At 30.7% G+C, this 23,954-nt stretch carries 14 protein-coding genes; 10 read left to right on the forward strand and 4 right to left on the reverse strand.

The window, feature by feature from the left end; translation table 11 throughout:
* Positions 1-481 precede the first annotated feature (481 nt).
* Together KGNDJEFE_RS02285 and KGNDJEFE_RS02290 are read right to left on the reverse strand one after the other, a co-directional pair.
* Positions 482-4,051 (reverse strand): DNA polymerase III subunit alpha, encoded by a 3,570-nt coding sequence (locus tag KGNDJEFE_RS02285; protein ID WP_040410341.1) that lies wholly within the window; start codon positions 4,049-4,051, stop codon positions 482-484.
* Positions 4,052-4,317: 266 nt separating this feature from the next.
* Positions 4,318-5,730 carry an RNA-guided endonuclease TnpB family protein gene (locus KGNDJEFE_RS02290; protein ID WP_148881774.1) on the reverse strand — a complete coding sequence of 471 codons (1,413 nt, stop codon included), beginning with the start codon at positions 5,728-5,730 and terminating at the stop codon, positions 4,318-4,320.
* A 925-nt stretch (positions 5,731-6,655) separates the two neighbouring features.
* On the opposite strand from KGNDJEFE_RS02290, the gene KGNDJEFE_RS11970 reads away from it, so the two are divergent.
* From KGNDJEFE_RS11970 to pyk, 3 genes are all read left to right on the forward strand, one after another.
* A complete protein-coding gene (locus KGNDJEFE_RS11970; protein ID WP_006439591.1) occupies positions 6,656-7,645 on the forward strand; it encodes an HIT family protein in 990 nt (329 codons plus the stop codon).
* Positions 7,646-8,037: 392 nt separating this feature from the next.
* The gene (pfkA, locus tag KGNDJEFE_RS02300; protein WP_006439592.1) at positions 8,038-9,006 is read left to right on the forward strand and encodes a 6-phosphofructokinase; all 969 of its coding nucleotides are present in this window, start codon (positions 8,038-8,040) and stop codon (positions 9,004-9,006) included.
* A 42-nt stretch (positions 9,007-9,048) separates the two neighbouring features.
* Positions 9,049-10,809 carry a pyruvate kinase gene (pyk, locus tag KGNDJEFE_RS02305; RefSeq protein ID WP_006439593.1) on the forward strand — a complete coding sequence of 587 codons (1,761 nt, stop codon included), beginning with the start codon at positions 9,049-9,051 and terminating at the stop codon, positions 10,807-10,809.
* 71 nt (positions 10,810-10,880) lie between these two features.
* Here the strand turns inward: pyk and KGNDJEFE_RS02310 are convergent, their stop codons facing one another.
* Both KGNDJEFE_RS02310 and KGNDJEFE_RS02315 read right to left on the reverse strand, forming a co-directional pair.
* Positions 10,881-11,783, reverse strand: coding sequence for a LysR family transcriptional regulator (locus tag KGNDJEFE_RS02310; protein WP_006439594.1), 903 nt, complete (start codon positions 11,781-11,783; stop codon positions 10,881-10,883).
* Between the two features lie 341 nt (positions 11,784-12,124).
* The gene (locus KGNDJEFE_RS02315; protein ID WP_006439596.1) at positions 12,125-13,705 is read right to left on the reverse strand and encodes a putative manganese-dependent inorganic diphosphatase; all 1,581 of its coding nucleotides are present in this window, start codon (positions 13,703-13,705) and stop codon (positions 12,125-12,127) included.
* A gap of 890 nt (positions 13,706-14,595) precedes the next feature.
* On the opposite strand from KGNDJEFE_RS02315, the gene adhE reads away from it, so the two are divergent.
* From adhE to KGNDJEFE_RS02350, 7 genes are all read left to right on the forward strand, one after another.
* On the forward strand, positions 14,596-17,232 hold the full coding sequence (adhE, locus tag KGNDJEFE_RS02320) for a bifunctional acetaldehyde-CoA/alcohol dehydrogenase (RefSeq protein WP_006439598.1): 2,637 nt from the start codon (positions 14,596-14,598) through the stop codon (positions 17,230-17,232).
* Between the two features lie 373 nt (positions 17,233-17,605).
* Complete coding sequence (locus tag KGNDJEFE_RS02325) at positions 17,606-19,696, forward strand: BglG family transcription antiterminator (RefSeq protein ID WP_006439599.1); 2,091 nt, start codon at positions 17,606-17,608, stop codon at positions 19,694-19,696.
* A gap of 12 nt (positions 19,697-19,708) precedes the next feature.
* The gene (locus KGNDJEFE_RS02330) at positions 19,709-20,173 is read left to right on the forward strand and encodes a PTS sugar transporter subunit IIA (protein WP_006439600.1); all 465 of its coding nucleotides are present in this window, start codon (positions 19,709-19,711) and stop codon (positions 20,171-20,173) included.
* Position 20,174: 1 nt separating this feature from the next.
* Positions 20,175-20,459, forward strand: a complete 285-nt coding sequence (gene gatB, locus KGNDJEFE_RS02335; protein ID WP_040410342.1) for a PTS galactitol transporter subunit IIB — start codon at positions 20,175-20,177, stop codon at positions 20,457-20,459.
* Between the two features lie 72 nt (positions 20,460-20,531).
* On the forward strand, positions 20,532-21,887 hold the full coding sequence (locus KGNDJEFE_RS02340) for a PTS galactitol transporter subunit IIC (protein ID WP_006439602.1): 1,356 nt from the start codon (positions 20,532-20,534) through the stop codon (positions 21,885-21,887).
* Positions 21,888-22,024: 137 nt separating this feature from the next.
* Positions 22,025-22,873 (forward strand): class II fructose-1,6-bisphosphate aldolase, encoded by an 849-nt coding sequence (fba, locus tag KGNDJEFE_RS02345; protein ID WP_006439603.1) that lies wholly within the window; start codon positions 22,025-22,027, stop codon positions 22,871-22,873.
* Between the two features lie 28 nt (positions 22,874-22,901).
* A complete protein-coding gene (locus KGNDJEFE_RS02350) occupies positions 22,902-23,954 on the forward strand; it encodes a galactitol-1-phosphate 5-dehydrogenase (RefSeq protein ID WP_006439604.1) in 1,053 nt (350 codons plus the stop codon).

A 23,954-nucleotide genomic window follows, 5' to 3' on the forward strand; every position in this document is an offset into this window, starting at 1 on the left:
TTAACATAATTTTTATCAACTATTCATTTATTTTTATTACATTATTATCTTTTATGATGAAGTAAATTTATTATTTATATAACAAAAAAATATCGTTAATAAAAAAACATTATTTTTAAAAGGAAAACGATTGTTATTTTTTGGTATATTTATTATTTAGCTAAATAAAAGGTTTTTTTTTGATTATAAATAGTTTTTTTCTATTATACTTTGTTTTATTACATTCAAATTACATTTTGTGGTGTTTACAGATTGTTTTTTTTTTAATATAATATATATGAACTCAATACCTAATATAACATAAATTAAGATTCTAAAATTTTAATTTACTAACTAACCACTTTAAAGATATTTTAAATTATCCTCTAATTTAAAATAATCAATCTGTAGAAAAAACCACCTTTATATAAAGGTGGTTTTTTCTATATAATATTTATTTTTTTCGAATTTAATATATTTTATATTATCAAGATAACTCAAACTATATTTCTTCAATTTCTATATTTAATTTACCGACTAAACTTCCCAGCTCTTTCTTTAATTCTTCATCTGCATTTATATACATTCCAGGAACTTTGTACGTTATAGGTTTACTCATATCAATATTTTGATCTTTAGGCAATAATACTAGTCTGTCTCTACCTGGATATTTTCTAGTTATCGTAAATACTTTCATAAGTAACTCTTCATCGCCTACAGTATCTATTCTCACATTCATCTGTTTATTTTTAGGTTTGTTTGAATTACTTCTTGTGTCAAATGAAATTTTTTCACTATTAAACCGATATTCTTCATTGATATCTTTTATATCTCGAGCGATTAATTTTGCCTCATCATCGTCAATACTTATCGCACCTTTTATCAGTATTATGCTGTCATCGTTTAGTAGTATGTTGAATTTTTTAAGAGTCTGAGGGAACACTACAACCTCTATAGTTCCATATAGATCTTCTAGTGTGATAAACGCCATTATTTCATTTCTCTTAGTAGTCATTATTCTCTTGGCGATTACCATTCCACCCATGATTACTTCTCTATCGTGAAGCTTCATGTATGTTTTTTCATCCTCTTTTAATTCGTTTATCTTTTTCATATTTATGCTAGTTTTTCTATCTAGCTCTGATTTATATTCTGATAATGGATGTCCGCTAAGATACATTCCCAGCACTTCTTTTTCCATGTTAAGTCTTTCTTTTTCGCTAAACTCCCTTACAACAGGCAGGTTTGTAGAAAGTTGCATCTCTGGTGCTTCCTCAACCTGTGTAGAAAATGCGTCAAATAGAGAAATCTGTCCCTGAACATTTTTCTTTCTATCCATAGATATACTTTCCAGAACTGACTCATATCCAGCCATAAGTGTAGCCCTATTTTCGCTAATTTGGTCAAATGCACCACATTTGATAAGACTTTCAACTACTCTTTTATTTGTATCTTTTGTATCAAGTCTTTTTGCGAAGTCTACAAAGTCTTTGAATTCTCCGTTTTCTTCTCTTTCTTTTACAATATTTTCGATTATATTTACCCCTACGTTTTTAACCGCAGCAAGCCCAAATCTTATACTATCGCCCTCAACAGAGAATTTTGAAAAACTCTTATTTATATCTGGTGGATTAACAGGTATTCCTATTGCATTACATTCTCTAATATACTCGACAACTTTGTCTGAGTTGCCCATTATACTAGTCATAAGAGCCGCCATAAACTCGACCGGATAGTGCACTTTTAAGTATGCTGTTTCATATGCTAAAACACCGTACGCAGCCGCATGAGATTTATTAAAGGCATATCTTGCGAAGTCTATCATATCGTCGAAAATTTTATTTGCATCTTCTTCTGATATTCCATTTCTTATACATCCAGGAATTTCTATATTTCCTTCATCGTCAAATTTTCCATGTATGAAGTACTGTCTTTCCTCTTCCATGACGTCCATTTTCTTCTTACTCATTGCTCTTCTAACTAAGTCACTTCGACCATAGCTATATCCAGCAAGATCCCTAACAACCTGCATAACCTGTTCCTGATATACTAGACACCCATATGTTACCTCTAGTATAGGTCTTAGTTTATCATTTATGTATGTTACTTTTTCTGGGTTGTTTTTGTTTTCTATATATGTCGGAATTGAGTCCATTGGACCCGGTCTGAATAGAGATATACCCGCTACTATATCTTCAAAGCTATTTGGTTTTAGCTGCTTCATGAAGTTTCTCATACCAGAACTTTCTAGCTGGAATACACCAAGTGTATTTCCTTGAGATAATGTTTCAAATACTTCATCGTCATCGTATTCCATTTTTGAAAAATCTATATGCTCTGTATATCCTTTTATATCTCTGTTTAATTCTATTAAGTCTAGCGCATCTCTGATAACTGTCAGAGTTCTAAGTCCTAAGAAGTCCATTTTTAGAAGTCCTAGTTCTTCAAGTGTAGTCATTGTAAACTGAGTAGTTATAGAGTCCTGATGTTTGTAAAGTGGTACGTACTCATCTACAGGGTTTCTGGCTATAACAACACCTGCTGCATGTGTAGATGCGTGTCTTAGAGTACCTTCTAATCTTTTAGAGATATCTATAACTTCTCTAGCCTCTGCATCAGACTCATAAAGTTCTACAAGTGTAGGATTGCTGTCCATAGCCTTGTCTATAGTCATACCTAGCTCGAAAGGTATTTCCTTAGCTATTTGATCTGCTTTGTTATAAGAAACATTTAAAACTCTGGCAACATCTCTTATCGCTATTTTAGCCCCCATTGTACCAAATGTTATTATCTGTGCAACATGGTCTTCTCCGTATTTTCTTTTTACATAGTCTATAACTTCTTCACGTCTTTCGTAGCAGAAGTCGATATCTATATCGGGCATCGATACCCTCTCTGGATTTAAAAATCTTTCAAACAGTAGGCTGTACTTCATTGGGTCTATATCTGTTATCTTTAAAGTGTATGCAACTATAGAACCTGCAGCACTCCCTCTACCAGGACCGACCATTATATTGTTCTGTTTTGCAAAGTTTATAAAGTCCCAAACTATAAGGAAGTACTCTACATACCCCATATTTTCTATTGTATTTAACTCATACTCAAGTCTTTCTTTGTATTCCTCAGGACAATCTTCTCCATATCTTTCTACAAGTCCTTTTTGGCAAAGTTCTCTAAAGTATCCATTAGTAGTGTATCCCTCTGGAACATCGTATCTTGGAAGATGATATTTGTGGAATTCAAATTCTACATTACATCTCTCCGCAATTTCATTTGTATTATCTAAAGCTTCCTCTAGCTCTGGGAATAATTGCTCCATCTCTTCTCTACTCTTTAAGTAGAATTCGTCGCTAGGGAATTTCATTCTATTTTCGTCATCTATAGTCTTCTGCATCTGAAGACACATAAGTATATCCTGAATTTTTGCGTCGTCTTTATCCACATAATGCACATCATTTGTCGCAACTAGTGGAATATTTAATTCTCTTGATAGTCTAACTACTTCTGTGTTTACCTGTTTCTGCTCTGGTAGTCCATGGTCTTGTATTTCTAGGTAGTAGTTTCCATTTCCAAATATGTCCCTATACTCCATAGCTAATTTTCTAGCTTTGTCGTAATTTCCGTTCATAATCGCTCTCGGAACATCACCTGCAAGACAAGCAGAAAGTGCTATCAATCCTTGGCTGTGCTTTTTAAGCTCATCCATATCCGTTCTAGGCTTATAGTAGAAACCATCTACATACGACTTAGATACAATTTTTATAAGGTTTTTATAACCTACCATATCTTTTGCCAAAAGCACTAGATGACCTTGATGCTTATCGTAGTTAGGATCTTTATCTGTAAGCTTTCTCGGTGCTGTATATACTTCACATCCAATTATAGGCTTTATTCCCTCAGCTTTTGCAGCCTTGTAAAAATCTATCGCTCCAAACATACATCCATGGTCAGTTATTGCAACGGCAGTCATCCCTTTCTCCTTAGCCCTTTTTACAAGAGTCTTTACCCTAGAAAATCCGTCTAGCAAACTATACTCTGTATGTACATGAAGATGTGTAAAGTTTTTTTCCATTCGTCCACCTGGTTCTAAAAATATATACAAATGTACTCATTTTAGATATTTCGCTCTTATTCTATCTTTTGATAGTTTTAAGTCTTGGTTGAGCCAGTTATCTCGATAAAATTTCTATCTCGATTATCCCACAACCGTATTTTTTATTTATTTAAAGCATTTTATCTAACCCCCGTCACCGATAAAACATACCCTCTATTTATCAACTGTTGAATAAATACAAAATATATTTGTGATTAAATAAAATATACTTTTAATCTATCTTTTTACTTTGTATCAGCAATTCTACTTTCTAGTATTTCCTTAACTTTCTTATAACTTGTAAACATCTTTATTTTTTTATCATATTTTCTCTCTAAAATATTTTTACTTGCATTTATATCTACATGAATTTCTCCACAATTATCACAAACAAATGAATCTCCATTTCTTATACCAAATCTTCCACATTTACTACAAATTTGACTTGTATACGCTGGATTTATGTATGTAAATTCAATACTACTTAATTTGAATTTGTATTCAAGTCTATCTCTTATGTAGCCCTTTATCCATCTCGATAACTTTCTTTTTACAGATTTTGGATATCTGTCATCCCAATTTACAAAATCCAAATTTTCCATTACAACTTCCTTAGGCTTTTCTGACTTTATAAATTCATTGATATTTTTATTGATATAAGATTTAACTTTTTCATCGTGTTTATTTTTGTTTTTTCTGTATTTTTTCTTTCCCAAATTATTTTTAAGTATGTTCTCTGCTTTCTTAGTGTTACCTTCTTCGAGGTATTTTCTTCTAAGTGCGAAAAATCTATTTCGATTAACATTTTTATTATTCAATCTTTCGGTTTCTTTACTTAAATAATAATTCAATTTTTCTCCATACAGATTTCCATTTGATGTTGCAAGCAAGTATCTATATCCTTTATCTATTCCTATAATATTTTCGTTGGTATTTTCCTTTGATTCCACTTCTAATGGAATATTTATTCTCAATACATTATCTATAATTTTGATTTTAAGTATTTTGTTGTATTCATTTGAATCCCTTAATTTAATCGGTACTCTTTTTCTTGTTTCCATTGAAGATATATAAATATAATTTTCATTTGTGTTATTTTTTGAATATCTATACAAACCTGTGTCTATTGAAAAAGAATTTATTTTATTCGTATATGGTACTTTTCCTTTATATCTCCTAGTGTATCTTTTTATCAAGTTATTCAAATATTTAATATTTAAGTTTTTTCCTTCAAATTTTTTAGGAATATCAAAGTTTATATTGTTTAATACGTTATAATAAAGCTTATTTGCTGATAGTATATAATTTATATAATATCTGTCATCAGTAGATAAATGTTCGTTATTATAAGCAGCAGTCCTAATTTCATTTTTTGTATTAGACCAACCAGATTTTATATTTCCAATTGCATCCTGTAATGCTAATTTCCAATATCTAGCTGGTAAATCCCACTGTTCATAAAACTTTGTACTTACCCATTCATCTCTGATTTTTCGAGGTTTTTCAATGATTAAAAGACTTTTTATTCCATTATATCTTGAATATACATAGTTTTTAACATTTTTGTATTCTCTTCCTATTTTTAATAACTCTTCGACCTCATAATCATCAAGTTCATAGGAGTATTGTTTTACAGTTTTAGTTATTGTCTTTCCCATTTACCTCACCTCGATTCTATAACAAATCTATCTTTCTAATTATATTATATACAAATCGAAGTTATATTATACAAATAATATAAAATATTTTTTAAGTTTTTAAATAAATAAAAAATACGGTCGTTATATCTAAAATACATCCGTATATATTTTTAGAGTGTTCAATTGGAATCGCTACTTTCCAATCAGTTCTCTTATGAACTTCTTAATATTTCTATTAAGCACAGACTATATCACCATCTAATTTTTTAGATGCTCCCCATTTCCACCACCAATAGCTTGTGATGTACTGCATTTGCCTAGTCGTTGAACCTTATCCTGTTCGGATCTTGGCTGCTGATTATCCATTATTAAAGCACTTAGGATTTAACCTTATGCCATCTAGTTAATTTTTTTTGCTTTCGCAACATTCACGCTTGAATATTTTTCAATTCTACGTTGTAGTTTAACTAGCTTTAGGAACTTCCAGCAATTAAAGGAGTTTTGGGCGATTTCTCGCCTCTCTACACTCGTTATGAATGTAGGGAGCTTTTTTGTAAAAATATATTTGTCTATATATGTATATTTTTGACTATATTTCTAACAACTATATAGTTGCTCCTAATTTTTAGTTCAATTATAGATTATACAATATTTTTTTTATGATTTCTAGAAATTAAAAAATAAAAATACAATGAATATAAATAAAATGGTTTTGTAGTAATATGTATATCTTAGTAACAGTATGATATAATAAAAGAAGATGAGAAAACGAGAGTATAGGAGGTTACTTGTTTCTCTTCAACTTAAAAGTTACTGAAAAGATAAAACCACCAGAGCTACGTCCAATATTTCGGTGGTTTTATTTTTTGTTATCAGATAGTTTATTTATGATAAAATCTAATTAGAAATAAAAATACTATAAAAATAATTAGGAGTAACGCTTATGAGTATAATAGATAGCGAATATTATAAAGTTAAAAAAAAGTTGGGGCATAGACCTAGCAGAGTAGAATTATTTGAAAATATGGATTTTGAAACATATATTGAAATCAAGAAAAATAGCAAAGAAAATATTTTCAAAGATTATATAGGATATTTAATGAGTATAGATGAATTAGACTGCAATGAAAAAGAAGAGATTGAAGGTTTTTGTTGGAGATTCATCAAGATGATAGAAAATACAAGAATGTCTAAAAGTTATAAGATGCCGTTTTTATTGGCATTTTATAATAATGGAAATTTAAAATCTATAGTGGCTGATGAGGATTTGTATAAAAGTTTTAAAGCATTCTATTCAATTAAAGAAAATACTGCAGATATGTATGCTGATAAAAATACTGAGAAATTTGCACAATGGGGAAGAGAAGAATATGTGGAATTAGCAAAACAAAATCCGGTTAAATATATGCTAAAAAGTGAAAGTGAATTTTTTGAATTGGATAGGGATAAAATAGTAGTAAGGAGATTAGAAGAATTTAAAGATAATAAATTCTTTGTAGATAATATTAGAGATGCTATAGAATTTAGAACTAAAGAATACTATAAAACTAGATACGATGAGGTGAAAGATATGAGTTGTATATTTTGCGATTTAAAAGAATACGTACTAGAAAACGACTTAGCATTTGCGATATTTGACAAATTCCCTGTAACAAAAGGACATATGCTATTCATTCCTAAAAGACATATAGCAAACTTCTTTGATCTAACAAAAGAAGAAAGAGAAGCAATATTTGATTTAGTAGACGAAGGAAAAAAATTATTAGATGAAAAATACTCTCCAGACGCATATAATGTCGGTGTAAACGTAGGAGAATACTCTGGTCAGAGTGTAATGCATGTACATATTCATCTGATGCCGAGATACATTGGCGACACAAAATACCCTAAGGGTGGAGTAAGAGGGGTAATTCCTGAAAAAATGTCTTACTAAAAAACTAGATTGTATTTTAAAAACAAAATAATTTTTAATTAAAAGGGAGTATTTCAAAAAAATATTCCTTTTTTTATTGTTACTCATAAATGGCTTAAATAGTGTAAATTTGGGGAGAAAGAGTAAACCTAAATATTTGATAACGGTACTAATAGTATAGCATATTTCAAATAGTAAACACCTAAGATGTATTTATAATATAATGCTAAATAAAATTCAAATTTAATGATAATTTAACGGCTTTTTGTGATATAATAACACAAAATGGACTTTTAAGAAAAAGGACATTTTAATTTTTTAAATCTTGTGGGATAAAATTTAAATATAGGGACGGAAAACGTCCTCGAGAAAATTTAGATAGAATAGAAAAAAAGTCTTAGGAGGTATGACTAATGAAAACAATAGGTATTTTAACAAGTGGTGGAGATGCTCCAGGAATGAATGCTGCAATAAGAGCAGTTGTAAGATCTGCTATATACTACGGATGTAAAGTATACGGAATAAACAGAGGTTACAAAGGTCTTTTAGAAGAAGATTTAATGGAAATGAACCTTTCTTCAGTTGGTGATATAATCCACAGAGGTGGTACAATGCTAAAATCTTCAAGATGTGAAGAATTTAAAACAGAAGAAGGTAGAAAATTAGGGGTAAAAGTACTTAAAAAATATGGAATAGATTGCTTAGTTGTTATAGGTGGAGACGGATCTTTCAACGGAGCTAAAAAATTAAGCGAAATGGGATTCCCAGCAATAGGTATACCAGGAACAATAGATAACGACTTAGAATATACTGATTACACAATAGGATTTGATACAGCTATGAATACTGTAATAGATGCTATAGGTAAAATAAGAGATACTTCTTCTTCTCATGAAAGAGTAAATATAGTCGAAGTAATGGGTAGAAACTGTGGAGATTTAGCTCTATACGCAGGTATAGCAGGGGGAGCTGAAACAATAATAGTTCCAGAAGTAGATGTTAAATTAGATGAAATAGCACTTAGATTAAAAACAACTCAGAAAAGAGGAAAAAGACACAGCATAATAGTTATGGCTGAAGGTGTTGAAAAAGTTGGTAGTGCATCAGATCTTAAAAAAGTTTTAACTGAACAGGCAGGAGCAGATGTTAGAGTAACTGTTTTAGGACATGTTCAGAGAGGTGGTAGCCCAACTGCATTTGATAGAATACTAGCAAGTAGATTTGGATACAGAGCAGTTGAATTATTACTTGAAGGAAAATCTTCAAGAGTTGTTGGTATAAAAGATAATAAAATAATAGATTTAGATATACAGGAAGCTTTAGCTATGCCAAAAACATTCAATAGAGAATTATACGAAATGGCAAAAGTACTTTCTATATAATTAGTAATCAATGAAAAAGCTTTCTAAATAAGGAGAAAAGATATGTTAAACGATATTAAAAGAACAAAAATAGTTTGTACACTAGGACCTGCATCACAGAGTGAAGAAGTTTTAAGAGAACTTATACTAAATGGATTAAATGTATGTAGATTCAACTTCTCTCATGGTTCTCATGAAGAACACAAGGGAAGAATAGACATGGTTAAAAAAGTTAGAGAAGAATTAAACAGACCAATAGCTATACTTCTTGATACAAAAGGACCAGAAATAAGAACTGGTAACTTTGCAGACCCAGAAGTTCTTCTTGAAGAAGGATCTGAGTTTACAATAACAATGGACGAAGTAGTTGGTACAAAAGAAATATGTACAGTAAGCTACAAAGGATTAGCAGATGACGTTAAAGAAGGCGACACTATATTAATAGACGATGGTCTAGTTGGACTTAGAGTTAAATCTGTTGAAAATGGAAACATAAAATGTATAGTAGAAAACTCTGGAATAGTTAAAAACCACAAAGGTGTTAACGTACCAGGAGTTAAAATAAACTTACCAGCTATAACACCAAAAGACGTAAGCGATATAGAATTTGGTATAAGAGAAGGTATAGATATGATAGCTGCATCATTCGTTAGAAAAGCTTCTGACGTATTAGCTATAAGAGAAATACTTGAAAAAAATAACGCTGGAGATGTTTTAATACTTTCTAAAATAGAAAACCAGGAAGGTGTTGAAAACATAGATGAAATACTACAGGTTTCAGACGGTATAATGGTTGCCAGAGGTGACCTTGGGGTTGAAATACCAACTGAAGAAATACCTATAGTTCAGAAAATGATAATCAAAAAATGTAATGAATTAGCTAAACCAGTTATAACAGCTACTCAGATGCTTGATTCTATGATAAGAAACCCAAGACCTACAAGAGCAGAAGTTACAGACGTTGCAAATGCTATATACGATGGTACAGATGCAATAATGCTTTCTGGAGAAACTGCTGCAGGTAAATACCCAGTAGAAGCTGTTAAAGTAATGGCTAGTATAGCTAAGAGAATAGAACAAACTTTAGACTACGATAGAATGTTAAAAGAAAAAGGTTCTAAAAATGTTACTGTTACAGATGCAATAAGTCACGCTACTTGTACTACTGCAGTTGACCTAAATGCTTCAGCAATAATAACATCTACTTCTTCAGGATATACAGCAAAAATGGTATCTAAATTCAGACCACAGGCTCCAATCATAGCAGCTACAAGCAATGAAGCAGTTATGAGAAGACTTGCATTAACTTGGGGTGTATATCCAATAAAATCTGCTTTAGCAGGAAATACAGATGAAGTTATAGAAAAATCTATAGAAGCTTCAATAGAAGCAGGATACGTTAAAAACGGAGAATTAGTTGTAATAACAGCTGGTGTACCTGTTGGTGTAAGCGGAACTACTAACTTAATAAAAGTTCACGTTATAAGTGAAGTACTTGGAAACGGTGTTGGTATAGGAAATGGTACTGTTGAAGGTAGAGTTAGAGTAGCTAATGATAATGGAGAAATAAAAGACTTCAAAAAAGGTGATATAATAGTTGCTAAAACAACTGATAAAGATATGAACGGATATATAGAAGATGCAGCAGCTATAGTTACTGAATTTGGTGGAATGACTTCTCACGCAGCAATAGTTGGATTAAACTTAAACACTCCAGTTGTTGTATCAGTAGCTGATATAACTAAAACTGTTAAAGATGGCGATATAGTAACAGTTGATGCTAAAGCTGGTATAATATACAAAGGATCTTCAAGAGTTTTATAAGAATTTAATATAAATTGAAATATAAAAAAAGAGGTTATTGTGCGAACAATAATCTCTTTTTATTTGTCTTTTTATTTTAGTTTTAAATTATCGTATGGTATGTCAAAATAACTTGCTACAAAATATATAAATGTTTTTGCAGCTGGAGAGAGGTCTTTAAATTTTTTCATATAAATTCCCAATTTTCTATTGTAAATGGGTTCTAAGGGCAAATATTTAAGTCGATCCTTTTCTCTTTTTATAGCAAGCTCAGGTAATATGCTAAGTCCTAAGCCATTTTCAACCATTGAAATGATAGAATAGTCATTTTGAGATGAAAATCTAAATATAGGCTTTGAATTTTCTTTTTTTAATATTTCAAATATACTATTATCATAGGAAAGATCAGGAATTATAAAATTCTCTCCGTTAAACTTCGAAATAGGGAAATTATTCATATTTTCTGTGTTATATTCATTTGGCAATATTGCAACATACTTATCAGAAGATATTGGTAAGAATTCTAAATTTCTGTTGTTATCTTTAATATCCAAGCTTGAAAAAGCAAAGTCTACTTTTGATTCTGAAACCCAATTATATAAATCGGAAATACCACCTTCTTTTAAATTTATAGTTATATTAGGATGCTCTATGTTGAAGTTATTTATTATATCTGGTAGCCAGTTTACTGAAATACTTGAAAGAGCACCGATATTTAAGGAACCTACTTCTAGTCCTTTTATGTTATATATAAACTGTTCTAGTTTTTCGTTTTCAGACATAAGTGCTCTAACCTTTTGGAGAAAATCTCTTCCAATAGGTGTTAAATGTACTCCATATCTATCTCTTATAAATAATTGAAGACCAAGTTCTTTTTCTAATCTTTTCATGGAATGGCTTACCCCAGACTGTGTATAGCCCAAGACTTCAGCTGTATATGAAATATTATTTGTCTCTGCAACAGTAACAAATATTTTATAAGTGTTTATATCCATTAATATACCTCCTGATATTAATTTATGTCATAACTGTAATGAGAAATTGTCGCTTTTAATATATCGATTTAAAAAGTATACTATACGTGTAGTAGAAATTCAACTAATAATACCAAATAAACAACTTTTCACTGGGTATTCTGGGATTAAGCCCATGAAAGGTAAAAGTAAAAGTAATTATATGCATAAAATCAACAACTGAGCTGGTTGATAATATGCCTATCTGTATGGAGTTATATGTTATAACGCCCCAAAATGAGTCTTATAAAACAAAAAAGTGCTGTTACATGCGAGCTTGGTAACTCTCTTGTAACAGCACTTTTTCTATATAATATTATTAATTACATGTTTTTAACTGCAGCAGTAAGTCCAGGAACTAACTGTTTCTTTCTTGAAACGCATCCTTCAACGAATACTCCCTGAGCTCCTTCAACGTTAAATGCTTCAGATATTACAGCATCTGGAGCTTTGTATATTAGGTAAGAACCTTCTTTGATTATATCAGTAACTGCAAGAACTAATAAATCAAAATCAGTAGAGTTTATGTAGTCAAGGAACTGATCCTGTTTAGCGAATATAGAGTCTATATCAAGAGTGAATACCTGACCTATACCAACTGATTTACCACTCATATCGAATTTTTTGAAGTCCATGTTAACTATTTCTTCTATTGAGAATTCGTCAAGAGAAGTTCCGTATTTGAACATGTCCATTCCGTATTTTTCCATGTCAACACCAGCTATTTTAGCTAGGTCTTCACAAGCCTGTTTATCTAATTCAGTAGTTGTAGGTGATTTGAATATTAATGTATCAGAAAGTATAGCTGATAGAAGAAGTCCTGCTATTTCAGTAGGTATTTCTACGTTGTTTTCTTTGTACATATTGTAGATTATTGTACAAGTACATCCAACTGGCATTAATCTTACTGATAGAGGAAGATCTGTTTTCATTCCACCTAGTTTGTGATGGTCAACTATTTCAAGAAGATTAGCTGATTCAAGTCCATCTGCACTCTGTCCATATTCGTTGTGGTCAACTAATATAACGTCTTTTTTAGGTAATTTAGCTACATCAGCAGCTGATAATAAACCAACAACTTTTTCTTCAGCATTTACAACTGGGTAAAGACATTTTTCGCAAAGATTAAGATCTTCTGCATAAGCACATTCACATACTACACAATCACAAGATTCAACTAATGATTCTATGCAAGCACAGTGGTTTATTGTGTTTGAAGTTTTGTAGTTGTTTGCAGCAACAGTAACTACTGAAACACCATTTCTTTCTGCTTTAGCTTTTAATTCATCAGATATTTCTGTGTTAGAAGTAAGTATTATTAAAGCAGCTTTGTTGTCTATAGCGTATTCTATAGCTTCAAATCTATTTCCAACTATAACTATATCTCCTGATTCAAGAGTTTCCATTACTGTTTCCATATCAAATGAAAGAGTGAATACTCTACCACTTATTTTTTCTGAACAATTAACAACTACAGAACCATCAAGGTTTTTGCATATGTTAGTTATTGTAGTGTCTATTGTTTTGAAGTGCTGATGAAGTAATTCTTCAGCTATTTTCTTTAATGATACACATCCAGCGAATTTTCCTTCTGCATCTGCAACTGGAACAGCTTCAACACCTTTGTTGTTCATTAGGTTGTAAGCTTCTAATAATGAAGATGAAACATTTAATATGTTTTCTGTATCTAGGCAAAGATCTTTAACCTGAGCTTTAACTCCATCTATTAATTTAGGAGCATCTACTTTGAAGTAGTTAAGAGCGTATTCTGCTTCCTTTCTAACTTCTCCTAATGCACAAGCTACTGCATCCTGTCCTAAAGCTCTTTTTAAGTTTGCATAAGCTATAGAAGAGCAAATTGAATCTGTATCTGGGTTTTTATGCCCGAAAACTAATATACTCATCGGTATAATCTCCTTTCGATTTAAGTAATTTGAATTTGTGAATTTCATAAATTAATTATAACATATTAGGCTGAATTCTTTGTCATTCTTCAAAAAAATATGGTATCAAAAAGTGAAAAAATTAGATTTTTTTGTGACTTTTTATTAACAGTTGCTATAAAAATATTTTTTAGAACTAAAAAATTTACTATAAATTTGATATCAATGAAATTATAAGGTGTAATTCTTTTTAAAGACATACTTAGATTAAAATTAAAAGTAATTACAATAAAAAATACTATTGTAGAAAATGATTTAAAAGTTAATTATTGATAAAAATAAGATTTCACAAAGGTATATCATTAAATTATAGGAAAGAGATAAGGAAAAAACAAATTCAAAGATTATTAAAAATATTCAAAAAATAATGATTGACAGTATAATCTATAGAATATAGAATGAAGTTGTAAAAAATAATTAAAAAATATATTGAAAAAAATAATCGATTATTTAGAGAAATTCAGAGCAAAGAAAATAATTCTAGTAAGTAAAAATTAGGAAAGATAGATTAGACTATATTGAGTAAGAAATAGTTTTATAAAATGTAAAAAATTTTAAAAATTTTTTATTTGAAAAGGAAAACGATTGACATCTTGCAAAATACAGAAATATCTAAAATAAGGAAAAACTTCAAAGAAAAGAATGATAAAAAAATATCAAAAAGGTGTTGACTTATCATAAAAATAGAACTATTATATACTCATCGAAAGAAAAGAAACAAGATAAAAGCTTTGGAAAAGCAAAGATTTATAGAAAAAAGCTATAATTAAAATTTTGTTAAAAAGTAGATAAAAATTAACAATGATCACATCAAATTTAACAAAATAATTATCAATTGGAGGACGAAACAGATGACTAAGGAAGCTAAAAAAGTTGAAGAAAAAGTAGTAAGCCCAGAAATCGTAAAAGACAAAGAATCTTTTGAATTAAGACTTGCAGAAGTAAGAGCAGCTCAGAAAGAGTTAGCTAAACTTAATCAGGAACAGGTAGACAAAATATTCTTAGCAGCAGCAACAGCAGCTAACCAGGCTAGAATACCTCTAGCAAAAATGGCACACGAAGAAACTGGAATGGGTGTTGTTGAAGATAAGGTTATAAAAAACCACTTTGCATCTGAATATATATACAACGCATATAAAAACGATAAAACTTGTGGCGTTATAGAAGAAGATAAAGCATTTGGATTTAAGAAAATAGCAGAACCAATAGGTGTTTTAGGAGCAGTTATACCAACAACTAACCCAACATCAACAGCTATATTCAAAATATTAATATCATTAAAAACTAGAAATGCTATAATGATATCTCCTCATCCAAGAGCTAAAAAATCTACAATAGAAGCAGCTAAAATAGTTCACGAAGCAGCTGTTAAAGCAGGTGCTCCAAGAGGATGTGTAGCTTGGATAGATGAGCCATCACTAGAATTAACAAACTTATTAATGGCTGAAGCTGATACAATATTAGCAACAGGTGGACCTGGAATGGTTAAATCAGCTTATTCTTCAGGAAAACCAGCTATAGGTGTTGGTGCAGGTAACGTTCCAGCAATATTAGATGAAAGCTGTGACGTAAAAATGGCTGTAAGTTCAGTAATAATGTCTAAATCATTTGACAATGGTATGATATGTGCATCTGAACAGTCAGTAATAGTACCAGAAAAATTATACGATGAAGTTAAAAAAGAATTCATATATAGAGGAGCTTACGTTCTAAACAAAGATGAAGCAGATAAAATAAGAAAAATAATACTTAATGAAGCTGGTGCAGTAAATGCTAAAATAGTTGGACAGAGACCATGTACAATAGGTAAAATGGCAGGAATAAACGTACCAGAATCAGCAAGAATAATGATAGCAGAAGTAGATGAAGTAGAATTCGTTGAACCTTTCGCTCACGAAAAACTTTCTCCAATCTTAGCTATGTACAAATATAAAACATTTGACGAAGCAGTATATAAAGCAGAAAGATTAGTTGAACAGGGTGGATATGGACATACATCAGCATTATATGTAGATACAGTTAGACATCCAGAAAAAGTAGATCAGTTCACTAATGCATTAAAAACTTGTAGATTAATAATAAACTCTCCATCATCTCAGGGTGGTATAGGTGACTTATACAACTTCAAATTAAAACCATCTCTAACTTTAGGTTGTGGATCTTGGGGTGGAAACGCAGTTTCTGAAAACGTAGGAATCAAACACTTAATCAATATCAAGACTGTAGCTGAAAGGAGAGAAAATATGCTTTGGTTTAGAGCTCCAGAAAAAGTTTACTTCAAAAAAGGTTGTATGGGAGTAGCTATGAAAGAATTCAAAGAAGTAATGAATAAGAAAAGAGCTTTCATAGTAACAGACTCATTCCTATATAAAAATGGATACACAAAAACAATAACAGATTTATTAGATGAAATGGGAATAGTAACAACTACATTCTACAATGTTGCTCCAGACCCAACTCTAGCTTGTGCTAAAGAAGGTGCAGAAGCAATGAGAGCATTTGAACCAGACCTAATAATAGCAGTAGGTGGAGGTTCAGCAATGGATGCTGGTAAGATAATGTGGGTATTATATGAACATCCAGAAGTAGATTTCCAGGATTTAGCAATGAGATTCATGGATATAAGAAAAAGAGTTTATACATTCCCTAAAATGGGAGAAAAAGCTTACTTCTGTGCAGTACCAACATCAGCAGGTACAGGATCTGAAGTTACTCCATTCGCAGTTATAACAGACCAGGATACAGGAATAAAATATCCTCTAGCTGACTACGAATTAATGCCAAACATGGCTATAATAGATGCAGATTACATGATGCAGATGCCAAAAGGATTAACAGCTGCTTCAGGAATAGATGCTTTAACTCACGCATTAGAAGCTTACGTATCAATGTTAAGAACAGAACCAGCAGATGGTATGGCATTACAGGCAGGTAAAGCAATATTCAACTACTTACCAAGAGCTTACAATGATGGACCACACGATCCAGAAGCAAGAGAAAAAATGGCTTTAGCTTCAACAATGGCAGGTATGGCATTCGCAAATGCATTCTTAGGTGTTTGCCACTCTATGGCACATAAATTAGGAGCATTCCACCACATACCACATGGTATAGCAAATGCATTATTAATATGTGAAGTAATAAAATACAACTGCTGTGAAGCTCCAGCTAAAATGGGTACTTTCCCTCAGTATAAATACCCTGATACAATACAGAGATATGCAGAATTCGCATCATTCTGTGGAATAACAGGAAATACTGACAAAGAAAAAGTTGATAACTTAATAAAAGCAATAGAAGACTTAAAAGCTAAATTAAACATACCAAAAACTATAAAAGAATTTGGTGTAGATGAAGCTAAGTTCCTAGAAACTTTAGATGAAATGACTGAACAGGCATTTGATGACCAGTGTACAGGAGCTAACCCAAGATACCCATTAATGAGCGAAATAAAAGATATGTACTTAAAAGTATACTACGGAAAATAAGAGTAGCTTATATTAAAACCGATTAAGATTAATAATTTTTACATAATACTAAAAACCAAAAGATAAACATAATCCAATATATAGTCTAAGATAACCGAAAAGAAAAATGAGCTATCGCATTAACACTTGAGAAGGTGTTTTGCGGTAGCTCTTTTTTAGTGTTTAAATAAAATCAAGCTAAAATTAAAAATACAATTGATAGATTTTTTTTCAATAATTATTGAAAGAAAGTATATTAATATAAAATCCTTCAAAGAAAAATGAAAGTTATTATACCAATAGATTTTTTTTCAAAACTTGTTGAAAGACATTTGACTGTTTTATCATTTATAATGATGATATCATTAAAGCATAGTAAGGGGGGGAAAATAAAATGAAAAAGAGAACCCAAGAAATACTATTAGAAATAATAAAAAATGACGATACAACAATATCAAATTTAGCTGAAAAATTTAATGTATCTCAGAGAACTATAAGAAATGACTTAAATTCAATAAATGATTTTTTAATTATCAACGAACTTTCTCCTATATCTCTAATAAATAATGGGAGAATAGAAAAGAAAGATGATATAAAAGTTGCATATGAGTTAATTTCTGATAAAGATTTATATACATATAAGCTGTCAAAAGAAGAAAGAAAAATAATGATAGCAATATTATTAATAGAATCATCAGAATACATAACTCTTTCAAAAATAGCTGAAATTCTATATGTTAGCAGAGCAACAATAATTAACGACTTAAATAGCGTAAAAGACTATCTAAAGTCTGGAAATTTAACAGTACTATCACATGCTAATAAGGGATTAAGGGTAGAAGGATTTGAAAGTGATAAAAGAAATTTCTTATTAAAAGCAATATTAAGTGATAAAGACTATAAAAATTTAATTTATAGTGTCAATAAAGAAAACGTTTTGATGGACTCAGAAATGGATAAGATACATAAAATTATAAACGAACAGGAACACTACCATGAAACTTATCTAACAGATTCATCATACAACAAATTAAAAAACTATATCATGATTTCGATTTCTAGACTTAGAAGAGGTGAAATGATAGAACATCAGGATATTATTTGTGAAGAAACACATTCGATGGCAAAAGATATACTAAAATACATAAGTCAATATTGTAATGTTATGACCACTGCAGATGAAGAAGCATACTTAAGCAAATTTTTAAATGGATTAAAATATTTAAAAAAAGAAAATGAAAATTCTAACGAGAGTATGGTGAAAATTCAGTTTATAACAAGACAATTTGTAGAGGGAGTTTCACACGATTTAAAAATTAATTTAAATGATGACTACGATTTTTATCTTAACTTATCTAATCATCTGGAATCTATATTTAGATCAAAAAACTATAATTTCCCACAGAATGAATTTATAGATGAGGTTGTATCTAAGAATCCAGATATAGTAGCTGCGACAAATAAAAATATAGATGTAATAGAAAAATATGCTCAAAGAAAAATTAGTGATATAGAAATAGCATATATAACAATACACATATGTGCAGCAATAGAAAGAAAGAAAAAGCAAGAAATAGCGTTTCATGTGATTTTAGTATGCAATGGTGGGGTTGGAACATCACAGCTACTACAGGCAAAGCTAAAAACACACTATAATTTCCAAATAGTAGATATAGTATCTGCTCATGATGAGAAGAATATTATAAACAAAAACGCAGATTTAGTGATATCTACAGTTCCTCTAAAAAATATAGATATAGATTATGTAATAGTATCGCCTCTATTTACAGATGAGGACTACATTAGGGTTGGAAGCAAGATTGATGAGATAAGAAACAATAGAAATATTCCAGCCAGACTAGAAAAGAAGGAAATAACATCAAGAGGTTTGATTAATAGATTAAAAAAAGTATTTATAGAATACGAAAATCAAGTACCAGTAGAACTAAAAGATAGGGTAGTAGAAACTATATTAGATTATTTTGATGATGAAGAGCACGAAATGATGGATTACACAAATCCTTACTTGCATCATTTTTTAAATATTAATCATATTGAGTTAGATGTAGAGTGTGAAGATTGGAGAGATGCCATAAGAAAGTCTGCTCAAAAGCTACTAGATGAGGGATACATAGAAAGTAGATACATAGATGCAATGATAGAAAATATTGAAGAAAATGGACCTTATGTGGTTATATCTCCAGGGTTTGCTTTACCTCATTATGGTGTTGGATATGGTTCTAAAAAGGTAGGGATGAACCTTATTAGACTAAAAAATCCTATCAAGTTTGGAGATGATGAAGATGATATTCAAGAAGTTAAGTTTGTATGTTGCTTAAGTGTAATAGATCACGAAACTCATCTAAAGGCATTTTTAAACTTGGTAAATATGCTAGGACAAGAAAGATTTAAACGTGCAATGGAAGATGCAAAAACAAGTCATGAAATGGCTGAAATAATTAGAAGGTATGAATATAGTATTTAAGGGGGAGAATATATGATTTGGGAAAATTTAAACCTAGAATTAGTATTTCCAGAGTTAGAAGTTGAAAATAGCTCGGAAGTAATGGAAAAAATGGGTGCAGCTTTTATAAAAGAAGGTTTATGTAAAGAAAGTTATATAGAAGCATTAATAAATAGGGAAGCAGAATTTCCTACAGGTATAGATGTTGATGGTTTTGGAATAGCTATACCTCACACAGATGTATCACATGTAAATGTAGCAGGAATAGGAGTTGCAACTATAAAAAATCCTGTGAAATTTATACAAATGGGAACAGATGATGAAGAGGTAGATGTAAAAGTGGTAGTGATGTTGGCAATTGATGATCCTAACAAACATCTAACAATGCTTCAAAATATATTAGCAGTACTTCAAGATAAAAATGTTTTAAACGCTTTATCAAAAGCGACAAAAAAAGAAGAAATTATAGAAATAATAAAAAATAAGGAGAATGAATAACATGAAAAAAAAAGTAATAGTAGCATGTGGAGGGGCTGTTGCAACTTCAACAATAGCAGCAAATAAAGTAGTTGAATTAGGTAAGAAAAATGGAATAGAAATAGAAATTGCTCAGGTTAGAATTTCAGAAATAGAATCTAACTTAGATGGAGCTAGTTTAATAGTTACAACTTCAAGAGTAAAAAGAGATTTTGGAATACCTCTAATAACAGGAATGCCTTTTATATCTGGTGTTGGAGTTGAAAAAACAGAAAAAGCAATATTAGATGTTTTAAAAGGTGAATAAATTTATCGTAAAAATTAGGGAAAAATTATATTGAAATAAATCTAGTAATAACGGAGATAGGGAGGAAAATTTATGGGATTTTTAGGTGATATAATAAATTATATCATAGGACTTGGAGCATCAGTAATGCTTCCATTAGTTATAGCGATATTAAGTATTTGTTTAGGTGTAAAAGTAGGAAAAGCAGTAAGATCTGGTTTAATGATAGGTGTTGGATTTGTTGGTTTAGGTCTTATAGTTGATATGATGAATGCTCAGCTTGGACCAGCAGCACGGGCAATGTATAAAAACTTTGGTCTTTCAATGAGCGTTGTAGATATAGGATGGCCAGGAGCTTCTCCTATGACTTGGGCATCAAGTATAGCAACAGTAGCAATACCAATAGCAGTAGCAGTAAATATAATAATGCTAGCTTTAAAATGGACAAAAACAGTAAATATAGATATATGGAATATATGGCATATGACTTTCACAGGAGCAATAGCTTACGTAGCAACAGGTAACTTCTGGATAGGAATATTAGGGGTAATAGTTCATGCAGCAATAGCATACAAATTAGGTGATATATGGGCACCTTTAATGACAGATTATTTTGAATTAGATGGCTTAACAGTACCACATGGTACATCAGCTTACCTAGCTCCAGTAGCTTGTGTAATAGATGCAATAATAGAAAAAATACCAGGATTAAACAAAATAGATATTACAGCAGATTCACTACAGGAAAAAGTTGGAGTATTAGGAGAACCTATAGTTATAGGTGGAATACTAGGAGCAGTAGTTGGGTTCTTAGCAGGATATGATTTTTCAACATCTTTACAGTTAGGAGTAAAAATGTCTGCGGTTATGGTTTTAATGCCTAAAGTTGTTAAATGTATAATGGAAGGTTTAATGCCAATATCTGAAAGAGCAAAAGAAATATTATCTAAAAAATATGATAACTCAGAATTCTATATAGGACTAGACCCAGCTATATTACTTGGAGATTCTCAGGTTGTTACAGCAGGATTAATATTCATACCACTTACAATATTAATAGCAGTTATAGTTCCAGGAAATGTTATATTACCATTTGGTGACTTAGCTACAATAGGATTCTTTATAGCAATAGCTGTTGCTGTACACAAAGGAAACTTATTTAGAACTGTAATATCTGGTTCATTTATAATGTACTTCACTATATGGATAGCTAATCAGACTATACCTTGGGTAACTAAGCTTGCTCAGGTAACAAATTCTACAAATGGTGCAGCTCAATTAGCAGCTCTTGATCAAGGTGGAGCACCAATAACTTATGTTTTCACAGAAATATTTACAAGAGATAATATACCAGGAATGTTAATAGTTGGAATAATATATGCAATATGTTTAGTATTTGCAGTAAAAACATCAAAACAGCGTGCAAAAGAACTTAATGAAATGAATTAATTTTAAGCAAATATATAAATACTTAGTAGCGTTTTTTATGAATCGCTACTAAGTATGGTATATATTTTTTTTATACCTTTTTATAACGTTTTAAAGAAAAATAAGTTCAGAATACTAAAAATTAGGAGGAAATATAAATGGCATTAGTAACTACAAAAGAGATGTTATTAAAGGCTCAAGAAGGAAAATATGCAGTTGGAGCTTTTAATGTTGAAAATATGGAAATGGTTATGGCAGTTATAGAAGCAGCTCAAGAATTAAATTCACCTGTAATAATGCAGACAACTCCATCAACAGTAAAATATGCAGGACTAGATTATTATCTAGCAAATGTAAGTGCAGCAGCTAAAGAAGCTAGTGTACCAGTTGCAATACATTTAGACCATGGTAGCAGTTTTGATTTAGCTATGCAGGCATTAAGAAAAGGATATACATCAATAATGATAGATGGTTCTCATAGTGTTTTTGAGGAAAATATAGATATAACAAAAAGAGTAGTTGATGCTTGTAAAGCATCTCTTATACCTGTTGAAGCGGAACTTGGCAAGGTTGGTGGAAAAGAAGATGATTTAGATGGAGGATGTGGAGGATACACAGATCCAGAAGAAGCTAAGATATTTGTTGAAAAAACAAATGTTGATTCATTAGCAGTTGCAATAGGAACAGCACATGGAGTATACTGTGGAGTTCCAAAATTAGATTTAGATAGATTAAGTGAAATAAGAAAAGTTGTAGATATACCTCTAGTTTTACATGGTGCTTCAGGTCTTAGTGAAGAAGCTATAAAAGAAAGTATAAAAAGAGGAATATCAAAAGTTAACTTTGCAACAGAGCTTAGAATAGCTTACACAGAAGGGGTTAAAAATTATCTAAAAGAAAATCCAGATGCAATAGATCCTAAAAAATATGGCTCAGTAGCTATGGAAAAAGTTAAAGAGATAGTAAAAAGCCGTATGGAAATGTGTGGAAGTATAAACAAAGCTTAAACTAAAAAAGGGAAGAAGGTATGTTATCATGATGAAAGCAGGAGTTGTTCACGGGTTAAAAGATATTAGATTTGAAGATATAAATAAACCAGAACCAAATGAAAATCAGGTACTTATAAAAGTTAAATATACAGGAATTTGTGGTTCAGATGTTCCTAGAGTTAACGAAGGAGCATGTCACTTTTATCCAAATGTATTAGGACACGAATTTTCAGGAGTAGTTGAAAAAATTGGAGAAAATGTAACTTCTTTAAAAGTAGGAGATAGAGTTGCTGGAGTACCTTTAGTTCCATGTATGGAATGTGAGGATTGCCAAAAGGGAAATTATTCTTTATGCAAACATTATAGTTTTATAGGATCTAGAGAATTTGGTAGTTTTGCAGAGTATGTTGTTGTTCCAGAAAAAAATGCAGTTAAATTTGAAGACGAAGTAAGCTTTGAACAAGGAGCATTTTTTGAACCAGCTACAGTTGCACTACATGGATTACAGAGAGTAAATTATGAAGGTGGAAAAACAGTAGCGATACTTGGTGGAGGAACAATAGGATTATTCACTATGCAGTGGGCTAAAATATTTGGAGCTAAAAAAGTAGTTGTATTTGATATAAATAATGAAAGACTAGAATTAGCTAAAAAATTAGGTGCTGATGATGTAATAAATACATTAGAAGAGAATTTTATGGATAATGCATTAAATCTTACAAATAATAAAGGATATGACTACGTATATGAAACCGCAGGAAATACTATAACTATGAAAATGGCATTTGTATTAGCAGGAAATAAAGCTGGAGTTTGCTTTATAGGAACACCTACAAAAGAACTTTCATTTACGGTTAAAGAATGGGAACAGATGAACAGAAAAGAATTTACATTAACTGGTTCTTGGATGTCATATAGTGCACCATTCCCAGGAAAAGAATGGGAACTTACAGCACATTACTTTAAAACAGGAGCTTTAAAATTTGATGATTCTTTAATCTATAAAAAAATACCTTTAAAAGAAATAGATAGTGCCTTTGAAATGTATAGAGAAAATTTAGTAAAAGGTAAACTATTAATAGATAGTGAAGGTATATAA

The sequence above is a fragment of the Peptacetobacter hiranonis genome, from assembly GCF_008151785.1.
In the GTDB taxonomy this organism is placed as follows: domain Bacteria; phylum Bacillota; class Clostridia; order Peptostreptococcales; family Peptostreptococcaceae; genus Peptacetobacter; species Peptacetobacter hiranonis.